Origin of the sequence: Hymenobacter psoromatis, from assembly GCF_020012125.1 — a bacterium.
Lineage (GTDB): Bacteria > Bacteroidota > Bacteroidia > Cytophagales > Hymenobacteraceae > Hymenobacter > Hymenobacter psoromatis.
The window spans coordinates 864915-885151 of the sequence record NZ_JAIFAG010000001.1; the positions used below are offsets into that span (position 1 = coordinate 864915).

The following is a 20237-nucleotide window of genomic DNA, read 5'->3' on the forward strand; positions in this document are numbered from 1 at the left end:
CCTCGTTAATTGTTGTACCCGCATTCCCGTCCCTTTCCTTATGCCTACCCCCTCATCCGCACCAGTTATCAGTCCCGCGCGCCTGGCCTCAGCCTATTCGTATGCAGCTTACCGCCAGCTGCTTGACCAGCTATTAGCCGCCGGTAAAACCACCGGCCCCCAGCAAACACCCGAGCTGCTGACCTACGCCCAGCTCAACGAGCAGCGCATGAGCCGCCTCGACAAAACCGTGAAGCTGCAGCCCGAGCTGGTGGCGGCGGCGGCTGGCCTGCGCGAAAACTACGTCTGGCTGCTACTCACCGAAGGCTGGTGCGGTGACGCCGCCCAAAACCTGCCCGTGGTGGAGGCCGTGGCCCAGGCCAGCGCCGGCCACCTGCGCACCGCCTACCTGCTGCGCGACGAAAACCCCGACCTTATCGACCAGTACCTCACCAACGGCGGCCGCTCCATCCCCAAGCTGGTCGTGCTGCGCGCCGATACACTCACCGAAGTGGCGCACTGGGGCCCGCGTCCCGCCGAGGCCCAGGCCCTGATAACCAAGCTCAAAGCCGAAGGCATGGAACATGATGAATTCATCAAAGCCCTGCACACCTGGTACGCCCACGACCGCACCCAGGCCACTCAACACGAACTGCTAGGCCTACTGAAAAAAATGGCAGTAGGATAAGCATCAGCTTGCCGAACTAGGGGTAGGTAACGCCTTAGTAGTAAGCCAACAAGCTAAAGCTTACTTTGCATTTTCACCTCCTTCGCCAGCATTACCAGGGTGAGGGGCTGGCGCGGGCGGCCAAAGCGGGTGCTAGCCGGGAAGGGCTCGCTCGTGCCGGTGCGCTGGTAGCCCTGGCGCTCGTACCAGGCCAGCAGCTCGGGGCGGGCGGCCAGCACGCTTATCTTGAGTTGGTGGCGCTTCAGGCGCTGGGCAAAGGCTTCAGCGGCGAGTAGCAATTGCTGGCCCAGGCCCTGCGACTGCCGCTCGGGCGCTACGGCCAATAAGCTGAGGTACACGGCGTTACCCTGTGGCTCCAGGTACACGCAGCCGACCAGCGCCCCGTCAATTTCCTTCTTTAAAAACTGGGTGTGGGGCACGGCTACCATCTCGCGCAGCAGGGCCGCGTCGGCGCGGGGGCCATCGAGCAGGTGGCCCTCGGTAGTCCAGCCGGCCTGGGCGGCCTCGCCGCGGTAGGCCCGGTTGATGAGGTCGGCCAGGGCCGGAATGTCGGCTAGCGTGGCGGGGCTGATAAGCATGGCGGGCGGGGTAGGAGAAGGGTAAGAGGCCGGAAGGTAGGGTACGGACCGTAGAGACGCGGCCCTTCGCGTCTCTTCCCGTTGGACGACCCCTGGTGCCGAGCGACGCGAAGGGTCGCTCGCGTCTCTACCTTGAAAAAATGACGCGACGCGACGTAAAGTTCAAGCGGTCAGCACTGTTGTGCTCGGCCCGACCCGCACGCCCTGCGCCAGCAGGTCGGCCTTAGCCGCGGCGATGCTTTCGGGATTGATGCCGCGGGTAGCATCCTCCAGCACGGCTACCTCGAAGCCTTCGGCGCGGGCATCTTTGGCCGTAAAATACACGCAGTAATCGCTGGCCAGGCCAGCTACCGCCACCCGCGTGATGCCCCGCGCCCGCAGGTAGGCACTCAGGCCGGTGGCGCGCCGGTGGCCATTGTCGAAGAATGCGCTGTAGCTATCCAGCTCAGGGTCAGTACCTTTTCTGAAAATTGCTTCCACGCGGTCCAGGTTCAGGCCGGGGTGCAGGCCCGCGCCCGCCGAGCCCTGCACGCAGTGGTCGGGCCACAGGCGCTGGGGTAGGCCCTGCCAGGTTATCTCGCCGAAAACCGGCTGGCCGGGGTGGGTGCTGGCAAAGCTGCGGTGCCCCGCCGGGTGCCAGTCCTGGGTCGCTACCACCAGGTCGAAGCGCGGCTGCAAGTCGTTGAGCAGGGGTAGGAGGGCGTCGCCCTCCGGCACGGCCAGCGAGCCGCCAGGTAGAAAATCCAGCTGAAAGTCGATGAGCAAAAGCGCGGTCATGTGGCAATAAGTGATGAATACTCAAAGAACGTCATACTGCGTTCTCCAGCCCCAGCACCCGCGCCGAGTGCGCCCGCACGGCCGCCGTCAGCGCCGGGTTATTGGCCAGAGACTGCCCAAAAGACGGCACCAGCCGATGAAACGTGGCCTGCCACTCGGGCGTGGCCGCCTGCTCGGGAAAGCAGCGCTGCACCAAGTCGAGCATGATGCTCACGGCCGTGCTCGCGCCCGGCGAAGCCCCGAGCAGCGCCGCAATGGAGCCATCGGCCGAGGTCACGACTTCGGTGCCAAATTCCAGCACGCCGCCCTGCTTTTTATCCTTCTTAATAACCTGCACCCGCTGGCCGGCCATTTCGAGCTGCCAGTCTTCGGGCCGGGCCTCGGGGTAGTACTCGCGCAGGGCCGCGATGCGCTGCTCGGGCGTCTGGAGTACCTGCCCGATGAGGTAGCGCGTGAGCGGAATATTGCGCGCCCCGGCGTACAGCAGCGGCCGAATGTTGCCCAGCTCAATCGAGCGAAATAGGTCGGCATACGAGCCTTTCTTCAAAAACTTGGTGCTGAAGCCGGCGTAGGGCCCGAACAGCAGCTCCTGCTGGCCGTTTATCTGGCGCGTGTCGAGGTGGGGCACCGACATGGGCGGCGAGCCCACGGCCGCCTTGCCGTATACCTTAGCATCGTGCTGGTCGATAACGGCGGGCTGGGTGCATTTTAGCCACTGCCCGCTCACCGGGAAGCCGCCGAAGCCCTTGGCCTCGGGAATATCCGACTTCTCCAGCAGCGTGAGCGAGCCGCCCCCGGCCCCAATAAACACGAACCGCGTGCGCACCTTGCGGCTCTGGCCGGTAGCCCGGTCGCGCACCTTCACCCGCCACAGTCCGTCGGCCTTGTGGCGGAAATCTTCAATTTCCTGGCCCAACTCAAACGCTACCCCCGGCTGCTGCCGCAGGTGGTCAAACAGCGCGCGGGTAAGGGTGCCGAAGTTGACGTCGGTGCCAATGGCCATGCGCGTGGCGGCCACTGGCTGGGCTGGGTCGCGGCCAGCCATCACCAGCGGAATCCACTCCGCAATCTGGGCTGGGTCGTCGCTGAATTCCATACCCTTGAACAGCGGCGAGACCAGCAGCGCCTCGTAGCGGCGGCGCAGATACGCCACGTTTTCGGCACCCCACACGAAGCTCATGTGCGGAATGCTGTGGATAAAAGCCGCTGGTTCGGGTAGTTGGCCGGTCTGCACCAAGCTGGCCCACAGCTGTTTGCTCAACTCAAACTGCTCGGCTATCTTGTCGGCCTTCGAAATGTCGATGCTGCCATCGGGCAGCTGCGGCGTGTAGTTGAGCTCGCAAAAAGCCGAGTGGCCGGTGCCGGCATTATTCCAGGCGTCGGAGCTTTCGGCAGCCACCGCGTCGAGGCGTTCGTACACGGCCAGGGTGAGGGTAGGGTCCAGCGCTTTAAGCAAAACGCCCAGCGTGGCGCTCATTATGCCGGCCCCCACGAGCACCACGTCGGCGGTCAGCGGCTTGGCAGGAGTAGTCTTCAGGTTCATGCGAAAAGGATAAGTACCGGTGCATACGGTAGATTTGTAGGAGCGGCCAGCGCGGGCTGGCGAAGTACACTACCAGTAGCGCGTGGCGAAGCGCGCCGGGCCCTGGTAGTGAGTGATGAGCAACTATGGATTGTGAAGTAGGAAAATACCACAGTATCGTGTATGTGAGCGAAGCGATTGCCCGGTTTGAGGAGCCCGCCTTGCTGCACCTGCTCAGGCAGTGCCGCCTGGCCAACGAGCGAAACTGCATCACGGGCGTGCTGATGTACGGCGAGGGCCAGTTTATCCAGGTACTGGAAGGCTGCCCGGCGGCCGTGCGCCGCCTCTATGCCCGCATCGCGGCCGACCCGCGCCACGGCCGGCTCGAAATCCTGGCCGATGGTCCCATGCGCTGGCGCGAGTTTCAGGGCTGGCACATGAGCTTTGCGCCCCTACCCGCCGCCTACCCCGAGGTGCCCGGCTACCTCACGCCTCCGCAGCTCGTGCTGACTGCCGTCGGCGTGCCGGTGCAGCAGGTGCTGAGCGAGTTTCTGGCGCGCAGCACGCAAGCCGCGTTGATTTAGCCCGGTTTTGAGGCTCAGTACTTTGTTTAGAAAGTGAGGCGGAGTGGAAGCTGCGCGCTACTGCCCAAACTCAAAAACCTGCCGCCGCTCCCACGGCCCGCCGCGGTAGGCCCACAGCGCCAGGCCGGTACCCAGCGCCTCAAAAGCCTTAAAACCAGCGCTTAGCTCGGCCAGCAGGGCGCGGGCTACGGCGGGGTCCACCTTGTTTTGCACCGTAATGTGGGGCCGCAGGCTCTGGCTATCCTGGGCCGATAGCCAGGGCTGCCACTGCCGCTGCAAGCGCCGGTGCAGGGCCGGTAGGGTAGGGTTGTCGAGCGTATACATCACGCCCCGGCCCATGAATTTGAGGCCCGTCACGCGCAGAGGTAGGGGGCCGGGCTCGTTGGCCGCGGCTTCGGCCAGGTCGGCTATGATGGCGGCTTCCTCCGCCCCCGGCAAGGCGTGGAAGAGCGTGAGGTGCGCGCTGAGGTAGTTGATTTTGGGCGGAAAATAGCGCCGCCGCTGCTCGTCAAAAAAAGCCTGGCTGGCCGCGTCGAGCAAGAGCGTAAGAATAAGGGGAGCAGAATTGGGCATGGCCCGGCTATACGCAAAAATGGGCCGCGGCGCTCGCTTAGGGATACTGAAAAAAAATGAGTTTTGCTCGGCAACTATCTATAAGTCAGTGCTAAAAATCGATGACTAAAAGGACGAAATTCGACCCATTTTAGGCAGGCAGGCGTTTAATAAGCTATGCAGACTGACCTCTTTTTGCCCGTTCTCAACGCCCCCGCGCCCGCCCTGCTACCCGCCTCGTTGGAAGCGGCCGCGCCTCGCACCCACGGGGCGAAGCTCTGGCTGCCCAAGCGCGTGCTCTTCACTCCGGCGGCCCTCGATGAAGACTACGGCCAGCAAATCCTGGCCCGCGCTACGGCCCTCAATCTGGACATAGAATTGCTGAAAAGTAACCGCCTCACCGGCCTGCGCGGCGACGACGAGCGCGCCACCTACCGCACCGCCAAAACCACGCTGGCCGTGGTAAACGCGCCCGCCGGCGCGTTGCGCCTCCAGCCTACCCCCCCCTCGGCCGACTACCAGCTCAACCTCGCCGAGGGCTGCCCCGCGCACTGCCAGTACTGCTACCTGGCCGGCAGCCTCAGCGGCCCGCCCGTAGTGCGTGCCTTCGCCAACCTGCCTAAGCTACTCGAAAACACCCAGGCCTACGAGCGCGCCGACCGCCCCGTGAGCTTCGAGGCCAGCTGCTACACCGACGTGCTGGGCATCGAGCACCTTACCGGCGCGCTGGCCGAAACGGTGCGCTACTTCGCTGGCCGCGAGGGGGGTAGGCTGCGCTTCGTGAGTAAATACGACCACGTAGAAAGCCTGCTGGGCCTACCGCATAATGGCCACACCCGCGCCCGCGCCTCGCTCAATGCCGAGCCACTGGCCCGGCAGCTGGAGGGCGGCACGGCTAGTATCGAGGCGCGCATTCAAGCGTTGCGGCGGCTGGCGCTGCCGGTGGCCCAGGGTGGCGGCGGCTACCCGGTGGGCGTAGTGCTGGCCCCCATTATGCCGCTGCCCGACTGGCGGCAGCACTACGGCGAGCTGCTCGACCGCCTGCACGCGGCGCTGGCCGACGTGCCCGGCCTCGACCTCACCGTGGAGTTCATCACCCATCGCTTCACGCCCGGCTCGAAAGAAGTGCTGCTCGGCTGGTACCCCAACACCAGCCTCGACCTCGAAGAAAGCACCCGCACCGTGAAGCGCAATAAGTTCGGTGGCCTCAAGTACGTGTACGACCTGCCCACGATGCGAGAGCTAAAGGCTTGGTTTTATGCCGAGTGGCAGCGCCGTTTTCCGCACGCGCCGGTGCAGTACTGGACGTAGGGGGTAAGCGCCCGGTCGCGCTCCTCGTTACGCCTGCTTCCAGAAGCTAATCAGCTCGCGCACCTGGTTGAGAAAGCGGGCATCCTCGGAAAGGCGGCTGATTTCGGTGACGGTCTGGCGGGCCAGGGCTTCGTGGTCGCGGGCGTTTAGGCGGGTCAGCTCTTCGAGGCGGCCATCGAGGCGGTCAATGGTTTGACGCATCGCGGCCAGGGTAAGGTCTTGGTTGTAAGCCCAGGAGCCTTCCCGGTTGATGTCGAGCGCGTGCTTCAGTTCTTTGGCGCTGCTTTCCAGGCTACTAACCCGGTCGCGTAGTTCCGCCACGTCTTCCCGCGGGTAGCGAATTTGCTGGCCCATGTTGCGCAGGCGGGCCGCCAGGTGCTCGTAGGCCCGCTCGGCGGGGCGCACCAGCATCAGGGCCAGCGCGACCACGGCGGCCGTATAGCCCAGCGGAACCACGTGGTAGGCAGCCAGCGCGAACAGCGTGGCGGCCGTAGCCAAGTGCAACCCAATAGCCAGCAGCTTGAAGCGGCTGGCCACTCGCCGGGCGAAGGCCACCGTGTCGGAGTCAACGGCAATGCCGTGGGCCTCCGCATCGCGGGCTTGCTCCACCACGGCCAGCGCGGCAAAATGGGCATTCCAGGGCAGAATTAGGACGGCGGCCAGCCACCACAGCACCCCCAGGCCCGTCAGCCAGTCAACCAGCCGGCCGGTGGAAACATGCAATAGCTGCAACCCAAAGAATATGAGCAGCAGCAGCCCGGTGAGCACTACCAGCGTAACTAAAAAGCTCCGAAGCGACATAGGCGGTAAAAGAAAAGCGCCCGAACGGCCGGCCGCGCCCGCAAACCTAGCGCTCTCCGCCGCGCTGCGCAACAACCAGCCGGACCATTGAAGAAGCTGAGCGGTGGCGGGCTAGCACCCACTCCGAAAATCAGGGTATTCCGCAAACCCTGGCGCGGGCGTGTCATCAATTCTAATAATGTGGTCGAGGCGGATTTCCTCGCCCGAGGCCAGCACGGCATACTCGGCCTGCTCGCGGGTGACGAAGGTCTTAATGCTCGTAGTGCCCTGGCAAAGCTGCCGCAAATCGTTGAAATATTGCAGGTACACCTGCTTTCGGCGGGTGGCCGCGGCCTCCAGCTCGTCGTAGAAGCCGCAGGCGATGGGTTGGTAGTCGGTAGGCATCGGAGAAATAGCGAGGGGTAGGAAGAATTTGCGGGCTACGTCGCCTGCGTGGTAATGTGCGTAGCTAGCGCTGCTCAGGAACACGCTCAGCAGCAGCGCGTCAAGCTCGAAAATAAAGCTAAAATATTTCCGGCTATCGGGCGTTATGTAAAAGCGGTAAATTACGGATGAAGGGAGGCCGATGACGAATGACCTGGATTATAGATGGGTCGCGCCCGACGAAGCGCTGGCGGACTTCGTGGAAAGCTTTTGGCGGTTAGGCAACCAAGCGAATAGCGACAAGGAGATTATTGTGTTGCCCGACGGGCGAATTGATTTAATTTTCTCTCCATCAGCTACCGGCCCTGTGCAGGCGACGTTGCTGGGGGTAGGCACGCGGCCCGACCAAGCGGTTTTAACGGCTAAAACCCAGATGTTCGTCATCAGCTTCAAGCTGCTGGCAACGGAATATATTTTTCACGACTCAGTTTCCGGCTTATTAAATAGCGCAAAAAACCTGCCTGCTGGTTTTTGGGATTTCACGGCGGCCGATTTGGCTGATTTTGACCTTTTTTGCCAAAAATCCACTCAAAGAATCAGGGCACTTTTACCGCAGGAAATTGACGGCCGAAAGCGTAAGCTTTTTGACCTGCTCTATGCTTCAAACGGCTGCTGCGCCGTGCGGGAGCTGGCTGAGCAAGTAGGTTGGAGTAGCCGGCAAATTAATCGCTATTTCAATCAGCAATACGGGTTATCCTTGAAAAAATACAGCAGCATTCTGCGCTTTCGGGCTTCTTTTCAGCACCTCAAAGCGGGTAAGTTGTTTCCGCAGCAAAGCTTTGCCGACCAGTCGCATTTCATCAGGGAAATTAAAAAGCTGTCTGGCGTGCTGCCCAAAGACCTTAGCCGAAATCAAAACGACCGATTCATACAATTTTCCACCTTGCTTTGAAAAATACCTTTGGGTCGTACATAAGATTTTGTGATATGCTGATGCAAGACAAAAAAATCGCCGTCGTGGGCGGCGGGCCGGGCGGACTAACCTTAGCCCGGCTCTTACAGCTCAAAGGCGCGGTGGTAAACGTCTATGAGCGAGACGCTAGCCAGGACGTGCGAATGCAGGGGGCCACGCTCGACCTGCACGAAGAATCCGGGCTGGAAGCCCTGCGGCGGGCGGGCTTGCTGGAGGCGTTTTATGCTAATCACCGCCCGGAAGCGGGCCGGCTGCGGATAGTGGATAAGCACGCCGCAAGCGTAATGGATGAGCTGTTTGCGGAGGATGCTGGCGACCAGCGCCCGGAGATTGACCGGGGGCCTTTGCGCCATATTCTGCTGGAATCTCTGGCCGGCGGCACCGTGGTTTGGAATAGCCAGTTTGCCTCGATGGAAAAGGAAAAGGACGGCTGGCGCTTATCCTTCAAAAATGGCTCATCTGCTTACGCGGACCTCGTGATTGCCGCCGACGGCGCAAATTCAAAAATTCGCCCCTACATCACGGCTATTCAGCCCCTTTATTCGGGCGTTACCATTGTGGAGGGCAACGTGTACCACGCGGAGAAAAACGCGCCGAACCTGTGGAGCCTGGCCAACGGCGGGAAAGTTTTTGCTTTTGGCGACGAGCAATCGCTTATTCTGAGCGCGAAAGGCGAGGGTAGCTTGTCTTTTTATACCGGGTGTAAGGTGCCGGAAAACTGGGTGCGGCAAAGTGGTATTGACTTCGCCGACCGGGCGCAGGTTACCGAGTGGTTTAAAAAGGATTTTGGCTCGTGGAATAATATTTGGCAGGAATTATTTATTAGCCCGGAGGCGTGGTTTATTCCGCGTCCGCAATATCATTTTCCCCTGGCGCAGGAGTGGGCGGCGCTTCCCAACCTGACCATGCTGGGCGATGCCGCTCACCGCATGCCGCCCTACGCCGGGGAGGGCGTAAATATGGCCATGCAGGATGCCTTTGAGCTGGCCGAATGCCTGACGGACCGCCCTTTTGAGGACGTGCAAACTGCCATCGCCGCCTACGAAAAGCAGATGCGGCAGCGAACGTCGGAAGTTACCCGGCTGACCCTGGACTCGACCGAGATGCTGCACGGCGCGGACCCCATAACCGACCTGCTGACGATGATGAGCGGGCACTAAAAGCCAGCCGCCGCCGCTAGCCTGGCTACCCCGCCAACCGCCGCAACGCCAGCAGGCACAGCGCCACCGAGCCCGACACCCGGATATCGCCCCGTAAAACCAGCCCTTCGACCTCGGCCAGCGGCACCAGCACTACCTCAATGTTCTCGGTGGGGTCGAGGTGCTGGGCAGCCACCGGGCGCACGTCGCGGGCCAGGAAAAACGAACTCTGGTTGGTGTCCTTGGTGGGGTTATCGTACACGTCGAGCAGCGGCTCGGGGGGTAGGGGCGGGGCGTAGCCGGTTTCCTCGAGCAGCTCGCGGGCGGCTGCGGCGGCCACGGAGGTTTCGCCCGCGTCTACCACGCCGCCGGGAAGCTCCAGCAGTATCTGGCCGGCGGCGTGCTTGTACTGCCGCACAAAAACCACTTGATTATCAGTCGTAAGCGGGAAAGTGAGCACCACGTGGGGCCGCACGCTCACGAAGTAATCGTCAAGCTCCTGGCCGCCGGGCAGGCGCACATGGTCGCGCCGCAGCTGGTACCAAGGGTGGTCAAACACAAGTTCGGAGCGGAGCGTCTGCCAGGGTTCGAGCGGCATGTTTTTTTAGCTGGTGGCTGATAGGCTTTCGTGAAATCATCTGTCCTTACGAGCGCCGCGAAGCAGGAACAATCTTCTTTTGCTGAAGTCACCAGCTACTTAGTTGCTCTCCTCACCGGCCGTTACCTGCGCGTAGTTGAGGGCCGCTACCAGGGCCAGGCCGCCCAGGATGTTGCCCAGCAGCGCCGGCACCACGAAGCTGCCCAGCGCCGTGCCCCAGCCCGTCTGGCCCATCGCGGCCAGGGTAAAAACCTCCACCGCGCCCGCGATAACGTGGCTGAAGTGCGCTACGCCCACGAAGTAGGTGATGAAAATAATAACCCAGAAACGTCCTTCTTCAGCAAAGGGTAATAGCCAGACCATCAAGGCAATAAGCCAGCCCGCGAATACGCCCCGCACCAGCGTGGTAGCGAAGTCGTGGCTGAGTGCCGTGTGGCCCATGCGCGCAAACTCCGCCTTCACCTCCGGCTCAAAAGCTGATGAGTGAGCAATGGCAAGCCCTATCAGGGCGGCACCTACTAGGTTGGCTGCCAGCACAACGCCCCATAGCCGGCCCACGTTGCGCAGGCACTCCCAGGTACGCTCCTGCAACAGTGGCAAAATGGGCGTAAGCGTGTTTTCAGTGAAAAGCTGCTGCCGGCCCAGCACCACGATGACAAAGCCCAGGCTGTAGCCCAGGCTGGCCACCAGTGGCTGCCAGGTGGCGTTGGGCAGGTAGCGCATCAGCAGGCCCTCGGCAACCATCGAAAAGCTCATGGAAAGACCCGCCGCCAGCCCCGACCAGAACAGTGCCGCCGACGAGCGCTTCAGCTCCTCGGTGCCCTCCGATACGATGGCCTTGTAAATAACCTTGCCCGAAGGTGCGCTGCGCTCCTCTGCTTCCTGCTCCTCTACCGCGTTCTGCTCCTGCTTGTTTCGCTGCTCTTTGGGCTTCTTGGCCGGGTCCTGCCCATCCTCGGCGGGGGGGGTAGGCTTGGCGGGGGGGGTAGGGGTAGGGGACTGCATAAAGTGCTTAAACGCAAAAGGAAATGCCGGGGCCATTCGCCGGCCGCAATTAGCTTGCGGCTTTCATTTACCCCTCGCTTCAATGGCTACTTTTCGGCAAGTACTCACTGCTCATTCCGCCACCGTATTGGTAAACACGACCTTGCACGAGGGTGGCTTCACGCTCACTGGCCCCAGTGTGCTGGGCCACAGCATCGTCACCTCGCTCGCCGTGACGCAGCAGATTCTGGCCTCGCCCGAATTCGACCAACTCCTGGGCTCCGACAAGGCCGCCCGCATCCTGGAAGTCGTGTTGGCGCAGGCAGCCCGCTAAGTAGGTAGCGGTGAGAAACTAGCGGGCGGTGGCCGGAGTGGCGCATCTTTGCGGCCTCCGGCGGTAGCGGTGCTACCCGCCACGTTTTCCAGAATCTTTGCTTTCTTCTCAAGTATGACTATTCCCATCTACCAGGTCGATGCCTTCGCACGTCGGCCCTTCACCGGCAACCCGGCCGCCGTATGCCCGCTTGCCGAATGGCTGCCCGCCGAAACCATGCAACTCATCGCGGCCGAAAATAACCTGGCCGAAACAGCCTTTTTTGTGCCCCTACCCGGCGAGGAGGCCGATTTTCATCTGCGCTGGTTCACGCCTACCTTCGAGATTGACCTCTGCGGCCACGCCACGCTGGCTTCGGCCCACGTGCTTTGGCAGGAGCGCGGCTACGCCAAGCCCGAAATCACGTTTCAAAGCAAAAGCGGCCTGCTGAAAGTGCGCCGCGAGGCCGATGGCCGCCTGGTGCTCGACTTCCCTAGCCGCCCGCCCCGCGCCCTACCCCCCCCCGAACACCCCGACGTGCTGATGCACGCGCTGGGGCCCGGCGCGGCCACGCCGCTGGCCGTGCTGGCCTCGCGCGATTTGGTGGTCGAGTTTGCCCACGCCGACGAAGTATTGGCCCTGCGCCCCGACTTCGCGGCGCTCGAAGGCCTGGGCTACATCGGCCTCATTGCCACCGCGCCGGGTAGCGGCGCGGTCGATTTCGTGTCGCGCTTTTTCGCGCCCGAGGTGGGCGTGCCCGAAGACCCGGTTACCGGCTCGGCGCACAGTACGCTCATCCCCTTCTGGGCCGAAAAGCTGGGTAAAACCGAGCTGTTTGCCCGCCAGGAATCGGCGCGGGGCGGCGAGCTGTGGTGCCGCCTGCGCGGCGACCGGGTGGACATCGGCGGCTACGCGGTCACATTTTTGCGCGGCGACGTGCAGCTGTGAAAAGTCCTTCGCGGGTAGCGAATAGCTCTTCGGTGATTGAAAGAGCTACCCGCTACCCGCGAAGGACTGTCTACTAAACTTCTGCTTTACAGTAGGTTATACACCGTGTTGAAGTACGAGCTGAGCGAGAACGAGGTAGCAGTGGCGTTGGACGACCACGAGGGGGTTACCATGTTCATGCTGCCACCGTCGCCGTTCCAGCACCAGCCCAGCACGGTCCAGCCCTTCGATTTAGCGTAGCTTACGATGCCCGACCAGTTCGCGGCGCCAGAGGGCGAATTGCCGAACTCACCGATAATGCAGGGCCGCCCGGCCGACCCCAGGTCGTCGAGGTCGGCGTTTTGCAGCGTGTGCCCTTTGCCCTGGTTGTAGCCGTTGGGGTACACGTGCGCCGACAGGATGATGTTGGTGTCGTTGATTTTAGTGCCGCCCGTGCCTTTCACGGCCGCCGCGGCCGTGGCCGTTTCCTGGCCATAACCAGGAATGTCGATGATAATCGGGCCGCTATACACGCTGCGCACGCTGCTGATGGCGCTGTTGTAGGCCGCCGCGTAGGTGTTGGACGAGATGTTGTGGCTGCCCCACTCGTTCATCAGGTTAATCGTGAAGTTGCCGCCCAGCGTCTTATAATTGGCTTTCCACCAGTTGCCGGCCGTCGCCAGCTCGCCCGTGTTATCCGAGCCCAGCACCGACGACTTATGGTAAGTAGCGATGACGGCGAACCCGTTGCTTTTGGCCTGGGAAATCCAGCCTTTGGCCTGAGTCTCGTAGCCCGGCTCAATCTCGATGCGCACGGTCTTGATTTTGGATTGCTGCTTCATCAGCGAGAAGCCAAAATTGGGGTTGCCGCCGTTATAGTACGAGGGCTGTAGGTTGACCCCGTTGCCGAGGCCAGCGGTGAGGTCGGCCGTGCCAGTGGCGGCGGCCAGGGGGGTAGGGGCCGCATCGTGGGCTGCGCAGCCACTGAGCAGGGTGCCGGCCCCGGCCAGCAGCAAGCCGGCCAGGCGCGAGAGGGAAGAATGGCTTACCGGTGGGGTAAGCCCAAGGATGGTACGCATGGGTAGCGAAATGAAGGGTGGGAAATGAAACGAATACAGCCGCAAGGTAGAACCCAATAAAAAGCTCTGGTTAATAGGGATTTATCATTCTTTTGCCTTAATAACGCGGGTTTGGTAAGGGGTAGGGGCGGGTCCTGGCACGCGGCTGGCCGGGGCCACGCCGCCCGGCGGGTAGGCAATATCTTTGCCTTAGCTTGAGCCGCGTTGAGAGCTGCCGACGGCCTTCACTAGCCTTATTTACTGATGCAATCCGCGCCCCTGACCTGCATTATTGTTGATGACAACGAAATCAACCGCCTCACCCTGGAGCACCTGGTAGACCTGACGCCCGAGCTAGTGCTGGTGGCCTCACTGCCCGGCGGCCTCGAAACCCTGACGTACTTCCGCCAGGGAGGGCGCTGCGACCTGCTGCTGCTCGACGTGGAGATGCCCACCCTCAACGGGCTGGAACTGGCGCGCCTGCTGCCCCGCCCTGCCCCGGCCATCATTCTGGTAACTACCTACCACGACTTCGCGGTGGCCGCCTTCGAGCTGCAAGTGGTTGACTACCTGGTGAAGCCCGTCGAGCTGGTGCGCTTCAACCAGGCCATTGCCAAGGTGCTGGCGGCGCGGGCCGCGGTGCCTGCCCTACCCCCCGCCACGGCCCCCGCGCCCCCCGAGCCTGCGCCCGAGCTGTTCGTGAAGGTGGGCACCCGCTCCATCAAAATTAACTTCGATGACGTACTCTACATCGAGGCGCTCTCAACCTATTCGGTACTGGTCACGACCACCCAGAAACATATTGTCTACCTCACCCTCAAGGCCTTAGGCGAGCGCCTGCCCTTCGCCCACTTCGTGCGGGTGCACCGCTCCTACATCGTCAACCTGCGCCGTATTGAGGCCGTCGAAGACCACATGCTGAAGCTCGGCAGCCACCTCATTCCCGTCGGTAAGTCCTACCAGGAGGAGTTTTCCCGTCACTTAAAAAGCTTGTAAAACGGTCAGCATTATGTTCTTTCACTCATTCACCAGCTCACGCAATGCTAGCTGCACCTGGGCCACGAGCTGGGTGGCGGCGGCGGGTAGGCGCGGGTAGCTGGCCGGGGCGGCGGCTTCGAGCTGCTGCACGGCCACAGCTACCTGGCTGATACCCAACGACTCGAGGCCGGGCTTGATGTGGTGCACGATGCGGGCTGCCTCGTCCCAGTGGCCCACAGCTGCTGCTTCTTGCAGCCGGGCCACGCTACCGGGCATATTGCGCAAAAACGATTGGATGATTTTAACCACGAACTCCTCGCGGCCCCGCGCCAGGGCGCGCAGCTTGGTGAGGTCGTAGCTGGCCGGGGCGGCCACGGGCGGCAGCAGCCGCACCAGGGTACGGTACACTTCCTCTTCCTCGAAGGGCTTGGCCAGGCAGGCGTTCATGCCCGCCGCCAGGTACTGGTCGCGGTTGGCCCGAAAGGCATTGGCGGTCAGGGCCACAATGGGCAGCCCGGCCCGCGCCGGGTCGGGCAGGGCCCGGATGGCGGCCGTGGCATCGAGCCCGTTCAGGCCCGGCAGCTGAATGTCCATCAGCACCAGGTCGTAGGGTAGGGCCGCGTCGCGCACCTGGTGCACGCCGGCCAGGCCATCCTCCGCCTCGTCTACCGCCGCGCCCCAGCCCTCAAAAAGTAGGCGGGCTACGGTGCGGTTTATCTCATTGTCTTCGACCACCAGCAGGCGGCGGCCGCGCAGCGCGCCGGTGTCATAGGCATCGGGCAGTTGGGCCGGGGCGGGGCCGTCGGCCTTGGGTAGCGTGAGCACGAAGGCGAAGGTGCTGCCCTGGCCCGGCGCGCTGCACAGCGTGAGCTGCCCGCCCAGCTGCTCGACCAGCGCCCGCGAAATGCTCAGGCCCAGGCCCGTGCCGCCAAAGCGCCGGGTGGTGTCGGAATATGCCTGGGTAAAGCCCTCAAAAATCACTTCCTGCTTGTCGGGCGCGATGCCAATGCCGGTGTCCTCCACCGTAAAGCGCACGGTGAGCGTGGTGGTGGTTTCGGCTAGCTGCTCGCCAATAACGACGATGCGCCCGCCGGGCTCCGTAAACTTGATGGCGTTGGCGACCAGGTTAATCAGAATCTGGTTGAGGCGGTGCGGGTCGCCGAGTACCCAGGGGTAGGCGCAGGTGGTGCGCAGCGGCGTGCCAGCCACGTGCAGGCCCTTTTCCTGGGCCTGCACCAGTAGCGGCCGAATGGCTTCGCCCATTGAGTCGCAGAGGTTAAAAGCCACGGCTTCCAGCTCCAGCTTGCCCGAGCTGATTTTGGCCATGTCGAGCACATCATTAATCACGTGCAGCAAGTGCTGCCCCGCGTGCCGAATGGTGCGTACAAACTCCTGCTGCCGCGAGTCGAGCGTGGTTTTGGCCAGTTGGCTGGCCATGCCCAGCACCCCGTTGAGCGGCGTGCGAATCTCGTGGCTGATATTGGCCAGGAAGTTTTCGCGGGCCCGCACCGCGACTTCGGCGGCAGCCTTGGCGCGCCGCAGCTCGCGCTCGGCCAGCACCCGCTCCGTAATGTCCTGCCCGTAGCCAATAACGTAGGGCGGCTGGCCGGGCTCGCGCACCACGTGGTTGTCGTAGAGCAGGTAGCGCTTGGCCCTGCCTTCGCAGGTGAGGGCCATCATGCCGCGCTGGCTATCGGTGGTAGCGAAATGCGCCAGGTACTGGCCTACCCCCGGCTCGTGCTCTAGGGCGCACAGCGAGCGCAGGTACCGGCCGGGCAGCGTGGCCAGCGGCAGGTGCAGCAGCTCAGCCACGGCGGGGTTGGCCGAGAGCAGGCGGCCGTCCAGGTCGTGGGTGCAGATGAGGGCCTGCGAGTGCATCATCAGGTCGCGGTACTGCTTTTCGCGCCGGGCCAGGGCCAGGGCCGCCTCCCGCTGCGGCGTAATGTCGGTGCTCACCACCAGCACCTGCCGCGAGCCATTAGGGCGGGCCAGCAGGCGCTTCACTACGTGAAAGTGACGCACCTCGCCCGAGGCCAGCGTCACGGCGGCCTCGGTCGTCAGCTGCTCGCCGCTGGCCAGCACGCGCGCGTCGGTGGCCAGGTACTGGGCCTGCTCAGCGGCCTGGCGGGGGGTAGGGGCCTGGGCGTGGGTGTGGTGCAGGTAGCCCGTGAGCTGGCGCAGGGTAGAAGCCGCCTGGTTCTCAAACGCGAAATTGCCCGCCTCATCACGCACGAAGATATTGCTGGGGGTAGCATCCAGAATGGCACTGATAAACGCCTGCTGCTCGGCCAGCTGCTGCTCGGCCCGCACGCGGGCCGTGGTTTCGGCCAGGTACAGCATCACGCCGTCTTCGGTGGGGGCGGCCACCACGTGCAGGTGAAAGTACCGCTCGCCCAGCTGCACATCCTGCTCGCCGCCGGGGGGAGGAGCCGCGGCCAGGGCGCGCAACTGCTGGCGCAGCCGCACTTGCTCGGCGCGGGGCAGGCTGTGCGTGAAGGCCATAGCGGCGGGATTAGCATATAATTGCCGGCCCCCGGTTGTGAGGCACACCACGGGGTTGGGATTGTGCTCGGGCATACTGGCCAGCAAGCGCGGCGAAGGGGTAGCGCAGGTGTTAGTCGGGGCAGCAGGGGTAGGCAGGGGTAGAACGGCCATAGTGGGATAAGGATAAGATAAGAACCAGTAAGTACGTTAAAATAGCTGCGCCCCGTGCGACTGGCTGGCTGCTAATTCAGCCCATCCAAAAATCGCGCTAGCCTCCAGTGTTGGCACAAAAAAAAGCTCCTTTCCGAGAGGAAAGGAGCTGAAGGCACAGAAAATAAACGCTTTGGCCAGCCGGGCGGCTCAGCGGCCCACCACGATGCGCAGGGGCTGGGTCGTGTTGCCATCAATGGCAACCCGGCTGCTGCCCACGCCAAAATAGTCGGCTTGCAGGCTCATGGCCGTTTGGGCCGGCACTTGCAGCTGGAAATTTCCCTGCGCATCGGTCACAGTAACCTGGTGCGTATTGGTGGTCGGAAAAACGCTCACGCCGGGGTAGGGCCGCCCCTTGGTATCGAGCACCCGGCCGGTCAGGTTAACCAGCTTGGGGGCCTCGGCCAAGACGGCGGGCGCGGCGGCCGGGGGCACGGTGGCAACGGCGGGGGTAGCGTGCTTGGCGGCGTGGCCGGCCGAATGCCGGGCTACCCTGCTACCAGCCGGGGCAGCCGCTTTGGCTGCTCCCGGCCGGGCCGTCGCACCTCGGCGGGCAATGGTAGCTGGCCGGTCAGTTTTCTGGCCGGCTGGCTGCGTGCGAACCGCCTGTGCAGGTCCGGCCAGAAGCAGGGAACCAGCAACGAAAGCGGCAAAAGAAGAGCGAAGGCTTAGCATAGCAGAGTGAGGTAGTAAGCGTAAATAGTATTCCCGGTAGGAATTACTGTACTAAAAGTAGTTGATGACAAGTAGCAGTTTGTCAGTCGCTAGCTGAATGGTACCATTTACTAGCCCAGTAGCTGGTAAATGCGGGTCAATAAAAACTAACAATTCCTACGCTTAATCCAATTTACTGGATAGTCATGCTGGGCAGTCAAAAGTATAAAAACAGTAAAAAAGCCTTCCGCCCACAAGGGGCAGAAGGCTTCGACGGGCCTAACGAAAAATTGACTTATGGCTAGTTGCCGAGCGTAATGCGCAGGGGCTCAGCCGAAGGGGTGCTGACGGCCACGCGGCTGCTACCTACGCCAAAATACTCCACTTGTAGTGCCAGGGCGGTGCCAGCCGGCACCGGCAGCACAAAGCTGCCCTGCGCATCGGTTACAACCAGCTGCCGGGGGGCTCCCGCCGGAAATACGCTGGCCCCGGCGCAGGGCCGGCCGTCGGGGTTCAGCACCACTCCGCGCAGCTGTATCAGCTGCGGGGCGGCGGCACTCGTGTCCGGCGTAGCCAGCGTCCTGACGATGGCCGCAGTAGGCACAGTAGCTACGGCGGCCGTGCCTACCGGCGTCTGGGGCACCGCCTCGCGGCTGGCAACGGAAGTTGCTTTCTTAATGGGCGGGTAGGTGGTTGTGGGGTCCGAAAACGCGAACACTCGGCCTGGCCCGGCCACGGCCAGTAGCAAGGCTACCACTACCGCACGGAAAAAATAGGAAGGAAACATAAAAATAAGAAGAAGAAGCGGAGGGCGCTGCTGGTAAGCCAGCTGGCGCGAAAGGCTGATTAATGTATCTACAACAAAAGTAAAGCGGCCTGGTACGCTCCGCTAATTTATTGTGTGAATACAAGAATTTCCTGTCCCAATTGATGGGCTTGCTCGACTAATATTCTGCTAGCTGGCCCGGCGAGGAGTGGGCTTGCGCGGGGCGCCGGTGGTGGCCAGGGCCCTGGCGGGGTTATCCTCCAAGAACTTGCCCCAGCTTTTGGCACCGGCCTTCACGTTGTTGCCCTGCTGGTAGTGGTGGCACAGGGCCACGGCCAGCGCATCGGTAGCGTCCAAAAACTTGGGGGCTTCTTCAATGGGCGGCAGCTCCAGGGTTTGGCGCAGCATGCGGGCCACCTGCTCCTTATCGGCCGCGCCCGAGCCCGTGACGGCCTGCTTGACCTTAGTGGGCGCGTACTCCACAAACGGAATATCGCGCGATAACGCGGCGGCAATCGCTACCCCCTGCGCCCGGCCCAGCTTGAGCATACTCTGCACATTGACGCCGTAGAACGGCGCTTCGATGGCCAGCTCATCGGGCAGAAACTCGTCAATCAGCTCCAGCATGCGGGTGAAAATCCGCTTTAGCTTTACGGCGTGATTCGTACCCAGAGCCTTCATATTAATGACGTCGTATTGCAGCACCTTCACGTGCTGCCCGCGCACCTCAATGACGGCGTAGCCCATAATCTGGGTGCCGGGGTCGATGCCCATGATGACCTTCTCGGCCGGGGGCAGCCGTTGGAGGGGGGTAGGGGGCAAAGTGCGGGAAACGGCCATGTTCTCCAAAGTTACGCCCCCGCGCCCTCCGGCCGGCCCCGCCGGGGCCCGCGCTGGGTCACGCTGGCCAAAATCGGCGTCACGCTGCTCACGCTGGGCCTGCTCTACCACTCGGTATTTGCCGCGCCCGACACGGCCGCCGCCTGGCGGCACCTGCTGGCCACCACGCTCGGCGGCGCGGGCCGCGGGCCGGTGCTGCTGGCCCTGGCCCTGGTGCCCCTCAACTGGGGCCTGGAGGCCTGGAAATGGCAGCGCCTGGCGCAGCACCTGGAGCCCGGTCACTCCTTCGGGCGCAGCCTGCGGGCGGTGGTGCTGGGCCTCACGCTGGGCTTTGCCACCCCCAACCGCGTGGGCGACTACGCCGCCCGCATCCTGGAGCTGCACTCGCGCCAGCGCCTCGATGCCGTGGGTGCCGTATTTTTGGGCCGCTACGCGCAGCTGGTGGCCACGCTGCTGGCGGGCGGGGCGGGCCTGCTATACTTTTTGCTGAAATTTTACCTCGTGGGCTACCCGGCCGCGCAGGTGGGGGTAGGGCTGGCGGCCAGCCTGGGCGGGGCGCTTACCCTGCTGCCGCTCTACCGCTCGCGGCTGCTGCTGGCGGCGCTGGCGCTGGTGCGGCCGCTACGGCGCTTCCGGCGCTACCTGGCCGTGATGCCCACCTACTCAACTACTGAACTGCACGCGGTACTGGGCATTTCGGGGCTGCGCTACGCGGTGTTTTGCGGACAGTTTTTGCTGCTGCTGACTGCCTACGGGGTGCGCGGGCCGCTGGGACCAGCGGTGGCCGCCGTGGCCGGCACGTTCCTGTTCAAGTCGCTGGTGCCCTCGCTCAACGCCTTGGCCGATGTGGGCGTGCGCGAGCTGTCGGCCACGCACCTCTTCGGGCTGCTGGGCCAGCCGGCGCTGCCCGTGCTCAGTGCCAGCCTGAGTCTGTGGGTGATAAATATCGCGCTGCCCAGTGCGTTCGGGCTGCTGCTGCTGCCCGGCCTGCGGGTGCTGCGCGAGCGCCGCGCCCGGTGATGGAGCGGCTATTAGGAGTGGCGCTGCTGCTGGGGCCGGCGCTGTATGCGGGGGTGTGGGCGTGGCTGCGCGGGGGCATCTCATCCCCCAACGAAACCTCACCCCCTAGCTCCCTCTCCAAAAAAGAGGGGGGACTAG

21 protein-coding genes and 1 pseudogene are annotated in these 20237 nt (G+C 63.1%); 9 read left to right on the forward strand and 13 right to left on the reverse strand.

Going from position 1 to position 20237, the window contains the following annotated elements; translation table 11 throughout:
- Positions 1-40 precede the first annotated feature (40 nt).
- Complete coding sequence (locus LC531_RS03650; RefSeq protein ID WP_223648968.1) at positions 41-667, forward strand: thioredoxin family protein; 627 nt, start codon at positions 41-43, stop codon at positions 665-667.
- 53 nt (positions 668-720) lie between these two features.
- Here the strand turns inward: LC531_RS03650 and LC531_RS03655 are convergent, their stop codons facing one another.
- The 3 genes and pseudogenes from LC531_RS03655 to LC531_RS03665 form a co-directional block, all read right to left on the reverse strand.
- Positions 721-1245 (reverse strand): GNAT family N-acetyltransferase, encoded by a 525-nt coding sequence (locus LC531_RS03655; protein ID WP_223648969.1) that lies wholly within the window; start codon positions 1243-1245, stop codon positions 721-723.
- 162 nt (positions 1246-1407) lie between these two features.
- The gene (pncA, locus tag LC531_RS03660) at positions 1408-2022 is read right to left on the reverse strand and encodes a bifunctional nicotinamidase/pyrazinamidase (protein WP_223648970.1); all 615 of its coding nucleotides are present in this window, start codon (positions 2020-2022) and stop codon (positions 1408-1410) included.
- A 31-nt stretch (positions 2023-2053) separates the two neighbouring features.
- Positions 2054-3571, reverse strand: a pseudogene (locus LC531_RS03665) (malate:quinone oxidoreductase); the annotation flags it as partial.
- Between the two features lie 158 nt (positions 3572-3729).
- On the opposite strand from LC531_RS03665, the gene LC531_RS03670 reads away from it, so the two are divergent.
- A complete protein-coding gene (locus LC531_RS03670; protein ID WP_336245489.1) occupies positions 3730-4128 on the forward strand; it encodes a BLUF domain-containing protein in 399 nt (132 codons plus the stop codon).
- Positions 4129-4185: 57 nt separating this feature from the next.
- Here the strand turns inward: LC531_RS03670 and LC531_RS03675 are convergent, their stop codons facing one another.
- Complete coding sequence (locus LC531_RS03675) at positions 4186-4701, reverse strand: 2'-5' RNA ligase family protein (RefSeq protein ID WP_223648973.1); 516 nt, start codon at positions 4699-4701, stop codon at positions 4186-4188.
- Between the two features lie 156 nt (positions 4702-4857).
- Here LC531_RS03675 and LC531_RS03680 point away from each other — a divergent pair, with 156 nt between their 5' ends.
- The gene (locus tag LC531_RS03680) at positions 4858-5991 is read left to right on the forward strand and encodes a spore photoproduct lyase family protein (protein WP_223648974.1); all 1134 of its coding nucleotides are present in this window, start codon (positions 4858-4860) and stop codon (positions 5989-5991) included.
- A gap of 27 nt (positions 5992-6018) precedes the next feature.
- On the opposite strand, the gene LC531_RS03685 is transcribed toward LC531_RS03680, so the two are convergent.
- Both LC531_RS03685 and LC531_RS03690 read right to left on the reverse strand, forming a co-directional pair.
- On the reverse strand, positions 6019-6792 hold the full coding sequence (locus LC531_RS03685; RefSeq protein WP_223648975.1) for a hypothetical protein: 774 nt from the start codon (positions 6790-6792) through the stop codon (positions 6019-6021).
- A gap of 111 nt (positions 6793-6903) precedes the next feature.
- Positions 6904-7176 (reverse strand): hypothetical protein, encoded by a 273-nt coding sequence (locus LC531_RS03690; RefSeq protein ID WP_223648976.1) that lies wholly within the window; start codon positions 7174-7176, stop codon positions 6904-6906.
- 181 nt (positions 7177-7357) lie between these two features.
- Here LC531_RS03690 and LC531_RS03695 point away from each other — a divergent pair, with 181 nt between their 5' ends.
- Both LC531_RS03695 and LC531_RS03700 read left to right on the forward strand, forming a co-directional pair.
- Positions 7358-8107 (forward strand): helix-turn-helix domain-containing protein, encoded by a 750-nt coding sequence (locus tag LC531_RS03695; protein WP_223648977.1) that lies wholly within the window; start codon positions 7358-7360, stop codon positions 8105-8107.
- A 41-nt stretch (positions 8108-8148) separates the two neighbouring features.
- On the forward strand, positions 8149-9288 hold the full coding sequence (locus LC531_RS03700; protein ID WP_332874853.1) for an FAD-dependent oxidoreductase: 1140 nt from the start codon (positions 8149-8151) through the stop codon (positions 9286-9288).
- A 25-nt stretch (positions 9289-9313) separates the two neighbouring features.
- Here LC531_RS03700 and LC531_RS03705 read toward each other — a convergent pair whose 3' ends face one another.
- On the reverse strand, positions 9314-9865 hold the full coding sequence (locus LC531_RS03705; protein WP_223648978.1) for an NUDIX hydrolase: 552 nt from the start codon (positions 9863-9865) through the stop codon (positions 9314-9316).
- 99 nt (positions 9866-9964) lie between these two features.
- Positions 9965-10870 carry a formate/nitrite transporter family protein gene (locus LC531_RS03710; RefSeq protein WP_223648979.1) on the reverse strand — a complete coding sequence of 302 codons (906 nt, stop codon included), beginning with the start codon at positions 10868-10870 and terminating at the stop codon, positions 9965-9967.
- 82 nt (positions 10871-10952) lie between these two features.
- Here LC531_RS03710 and LC531_RS03715 point away from each other — a divergent pair, with 82 nt between their 5' ends.
- Entirely contained in the window at positions 10953-11183 is a 231-nt protein-coding gene (locus LC531_RS03715) for a hypothetical protein (protein WP_223648980.1), read from the forward strand.
- A gap of 114 nt (positions 11184-11297) precedes the next feature.
- Positions 11298-12110 carry a PhzF family phenazine biosynthesis protein gene (locus LC531_RS03720; RefSeq protein WP_223648981.1) on the forward strand — a complete coding sequence of 271 codons (813 nt, stop codon included), beginning with the start codon at positions 11298-11300 and terminating at the stop codon, positions 12108-12110.
- An 86-nt stretch (positions 12111-12196) separates the two neighbouring features.
- On the opposite strand, the gene LC531_RS03725 is transcribed toward LC531_RS03720, so the two are convergent.
- Positions 12197-13168 carry a glycoside hydrolase family 5 protein gene (locus LC531_RS03725; RefSeq protein ID WP_223648982.1) on the reverse strand — a complete coding sequence of 324 codons (972 nt, stop codon included), beginning with the start codon at positions 13166-13168 and terminating at the stop codon, positions 12197-12199.
- Between the two features lie 243 nt (positions 13169-13411).
- Here LC531_RS03725 and LC531_RS03730 point away from each other — a divergent pair, with 243 nt between their 5' ends.
- Positions 13412-14143 (forward strand): LytR/AlgR family response regulator transcription factor, encoded by a 732-nt coding sequence (locus tag LC531_RS03730; protein WP_223648983.1) that lies wholly within the window; start codon positions 13412-13414, stop codon positions 14141-14143.
- A gap of 21 nt (positions 14144-14164) precedes the next feature.
- Here the strand turns inward: LC531_RS03730 and LC531_RS03735 are convergent, their stop codons facing one another.
- The 4 genes from LC531_RS03735 to ruvC form a co-directional block, all read right to left on the reverse strand.
- Positions 14165-16780: a PAS domain-containing hybrid sensor histidine kinase/response regulator gene (locus LC531_RS03735; protein WP_223648984.1), complete on the reverse strand. Its 2616-nt coding sequence runs from the start codon at positions 16778-16780 to the stop codon at positions 14165-14167.
- Between the two features lie 189 nt (positions 16781-16969).
- Positions 16970-17494 carry a carboxypeptidase regulatory-like domain-containing protein gene (locus LC531_RS03740; RefSeq protein WP_223648985.1) on the reverse strand — a complete coding sequence of 175 codons (525 nt, stop codon included), beginning with the start codon at positions 17492-17494 and terminating at the stop codon, positions 16970-16972.
- Positions 17495-17774: 280 nt separating this feature from the next.
- Positions 17775-18260, reverse strand: coding sequence for a carboxypeptidase-like regulatory domain-containing protein (locus tag LC531_RS03745; protein ID WP_223648986.1), 486 nt, complete (start codon positions 18258-18260; stop codon positions 17775-17777).
- A 168-nt stretch (positions 18261-18428) separates the two neighbouring features.
- Positions 18429-19079, reverse strand: coding sequence for a crossover junction endodeoxyribonuclease RuvC (gene ruvC, locus LC531_RS03750; RefSeq protein WP_223648987.1), 651 nt, complete (start codon positions 19077-19079; stop codon positions 18429-18431).
- Here ruvC and LC531_RS03755 point away from each other — a divergent pair.
- A complete protein-coding gene (locus LC531_RS03755; protein WP_223648988.1) occupies positions 19041-20099 on the forward strand; it encodes a lysylphosphatidylglycerol synthase transmembrane domain-containing protein in 1059 nt (352 codons plus the stop codon). The two genes, ruvC and LC531_RS03755, sit on opposite strands and share 39 nt — an antisense overlap.
- Positions 20100-20237: the final 138 nt, after the last annotated feature.

Coding starts and splice junctions, on each gene's coding strand:
- LC531_RS03710 (WP_223648979.1), bottom strand. CDS start 10,870: ATGCAGTCCCCTACCCCTACCCCCCCCGCCAAGCCTACCCCCCCCGCC.
- LC531_RS03685 (WP_223648975.1), bottom strand. CDS start 6,792: ATGTCGCTTCGGAGCTTTTTAGTTACGCTGGTAGTGCTCACCGGGCTG.
- LC531_RS03740 (WP_223648985.1), bottom strand. CDS start 17,494: ATGCTAAGCCTTCGCTCTTCTTTTGCCGCTTTCGTTGCTGGTTCCCTG.
- LC531_RS03650 (WP_223648968.1), top strand. CDS start 41: ATGCCTACCCCCTCATCCGCACCAGTTATCAGTCCCGCGCGCCTGGCC.
- LC531_RS03655 (WP_223648969.1), bottom strand. CDS start 1,245: ATGCTTATCAGCCCCGCCACGCTAGCCGACATTCCGGCCCTGGCCGAC.
- LC531_RS03745 (WP_223648986.1), bottom strand. CDS start 18,260: ATGTTTCCTTCCTATTTTTTCCGTGCGGTAGTGGTAGCCTTGCTACTG.
- LC531_RS03700 (WP_332874853.1), top strand. CDS start 8,149: ATGCAAGACAAAAAAATCGCCGTCGTGGGCGGCGGGCCGGGCGGACTA.
- LC531_RS03715 (WP_223648980.1), top strand. CDS start 10,953: ATGGCTACTTTTCGGCAAGTACTCACTGCTCATTCCGCCACCGTATTG.
- LC531_RS03720 (WP_223648981.1), top strand. CDS start 11,298: ATGACTATTCCCATCTACCAGGTCGATGCCTTCGCACGTCGGCCCTTC.
- LC531_RS03735 (WP_223648984.1), bottom strand. CDS start 16,780: ATGGCCGTTCTACCCCTGCCTACCCCTGCTGCCCCGACTAACACCTGC.
- LC531_RS03690 (WP_223648976.1), bottom strand. CDS start 7,176: ATGCCTACCGACTACCAACCCATCGCCTGCGGCTTCTACGACGAGCTG.
- LC531_RS03725 (WP_223648982.1), bottom strand. CDS start 13,168: ATGCGTACCATCCTTGGGCTTACCCCACCGGTAAGCCATTCTTCCCTC.
- pncA (WP_223648970.1), bottom strand. CDS start 2,022: ATGACCGCGCTTTTGCTCATCGACTTTCAGCTGGATTTTCTACCTGGC.
- LC531_RS03730 (WP_223648983.1), top strand. CDS start 13,412: ATGCAATCCGCGCCCCTGACCTGCATTATTGTTGATGACAACGAAATC.
- LC531_RS03695 (WP_223648977.1), top strand. CDS start 7,358: ATGACGAATGACCTGGATTATAGATGGGTCGCGCCCGACGAAGCGCTG.
- LC531_RS03680 (WP_223648974.1), top strand. CDS start 4,858: ATGCAGACTGACCTCTTTTTGCCCGTTCTCAACGCCCCCGCGCCCGCC.
- LC531_RS03675 (WP_223648973.1), bottom strand. CDS start 4,701: ATGCCCAATTCTGCTCCCCTTATTCTTACGCTCTTGCTCGACGCGGCC.
- ruvC (WP_223648987.1), bottom strand. CDS start 19,079: ATGGCCGTTTCCCGCACTTTGCCCCCTACCCCCCTCCAACGGCTGCCC.
- LC531_RS03705 (WP_223648978.1), bottom strand. CDS start 9,865: ATGCCGCTCGAACCCTGGCAGACGCTCCGCTCCGAACTTGTGTTTGAC.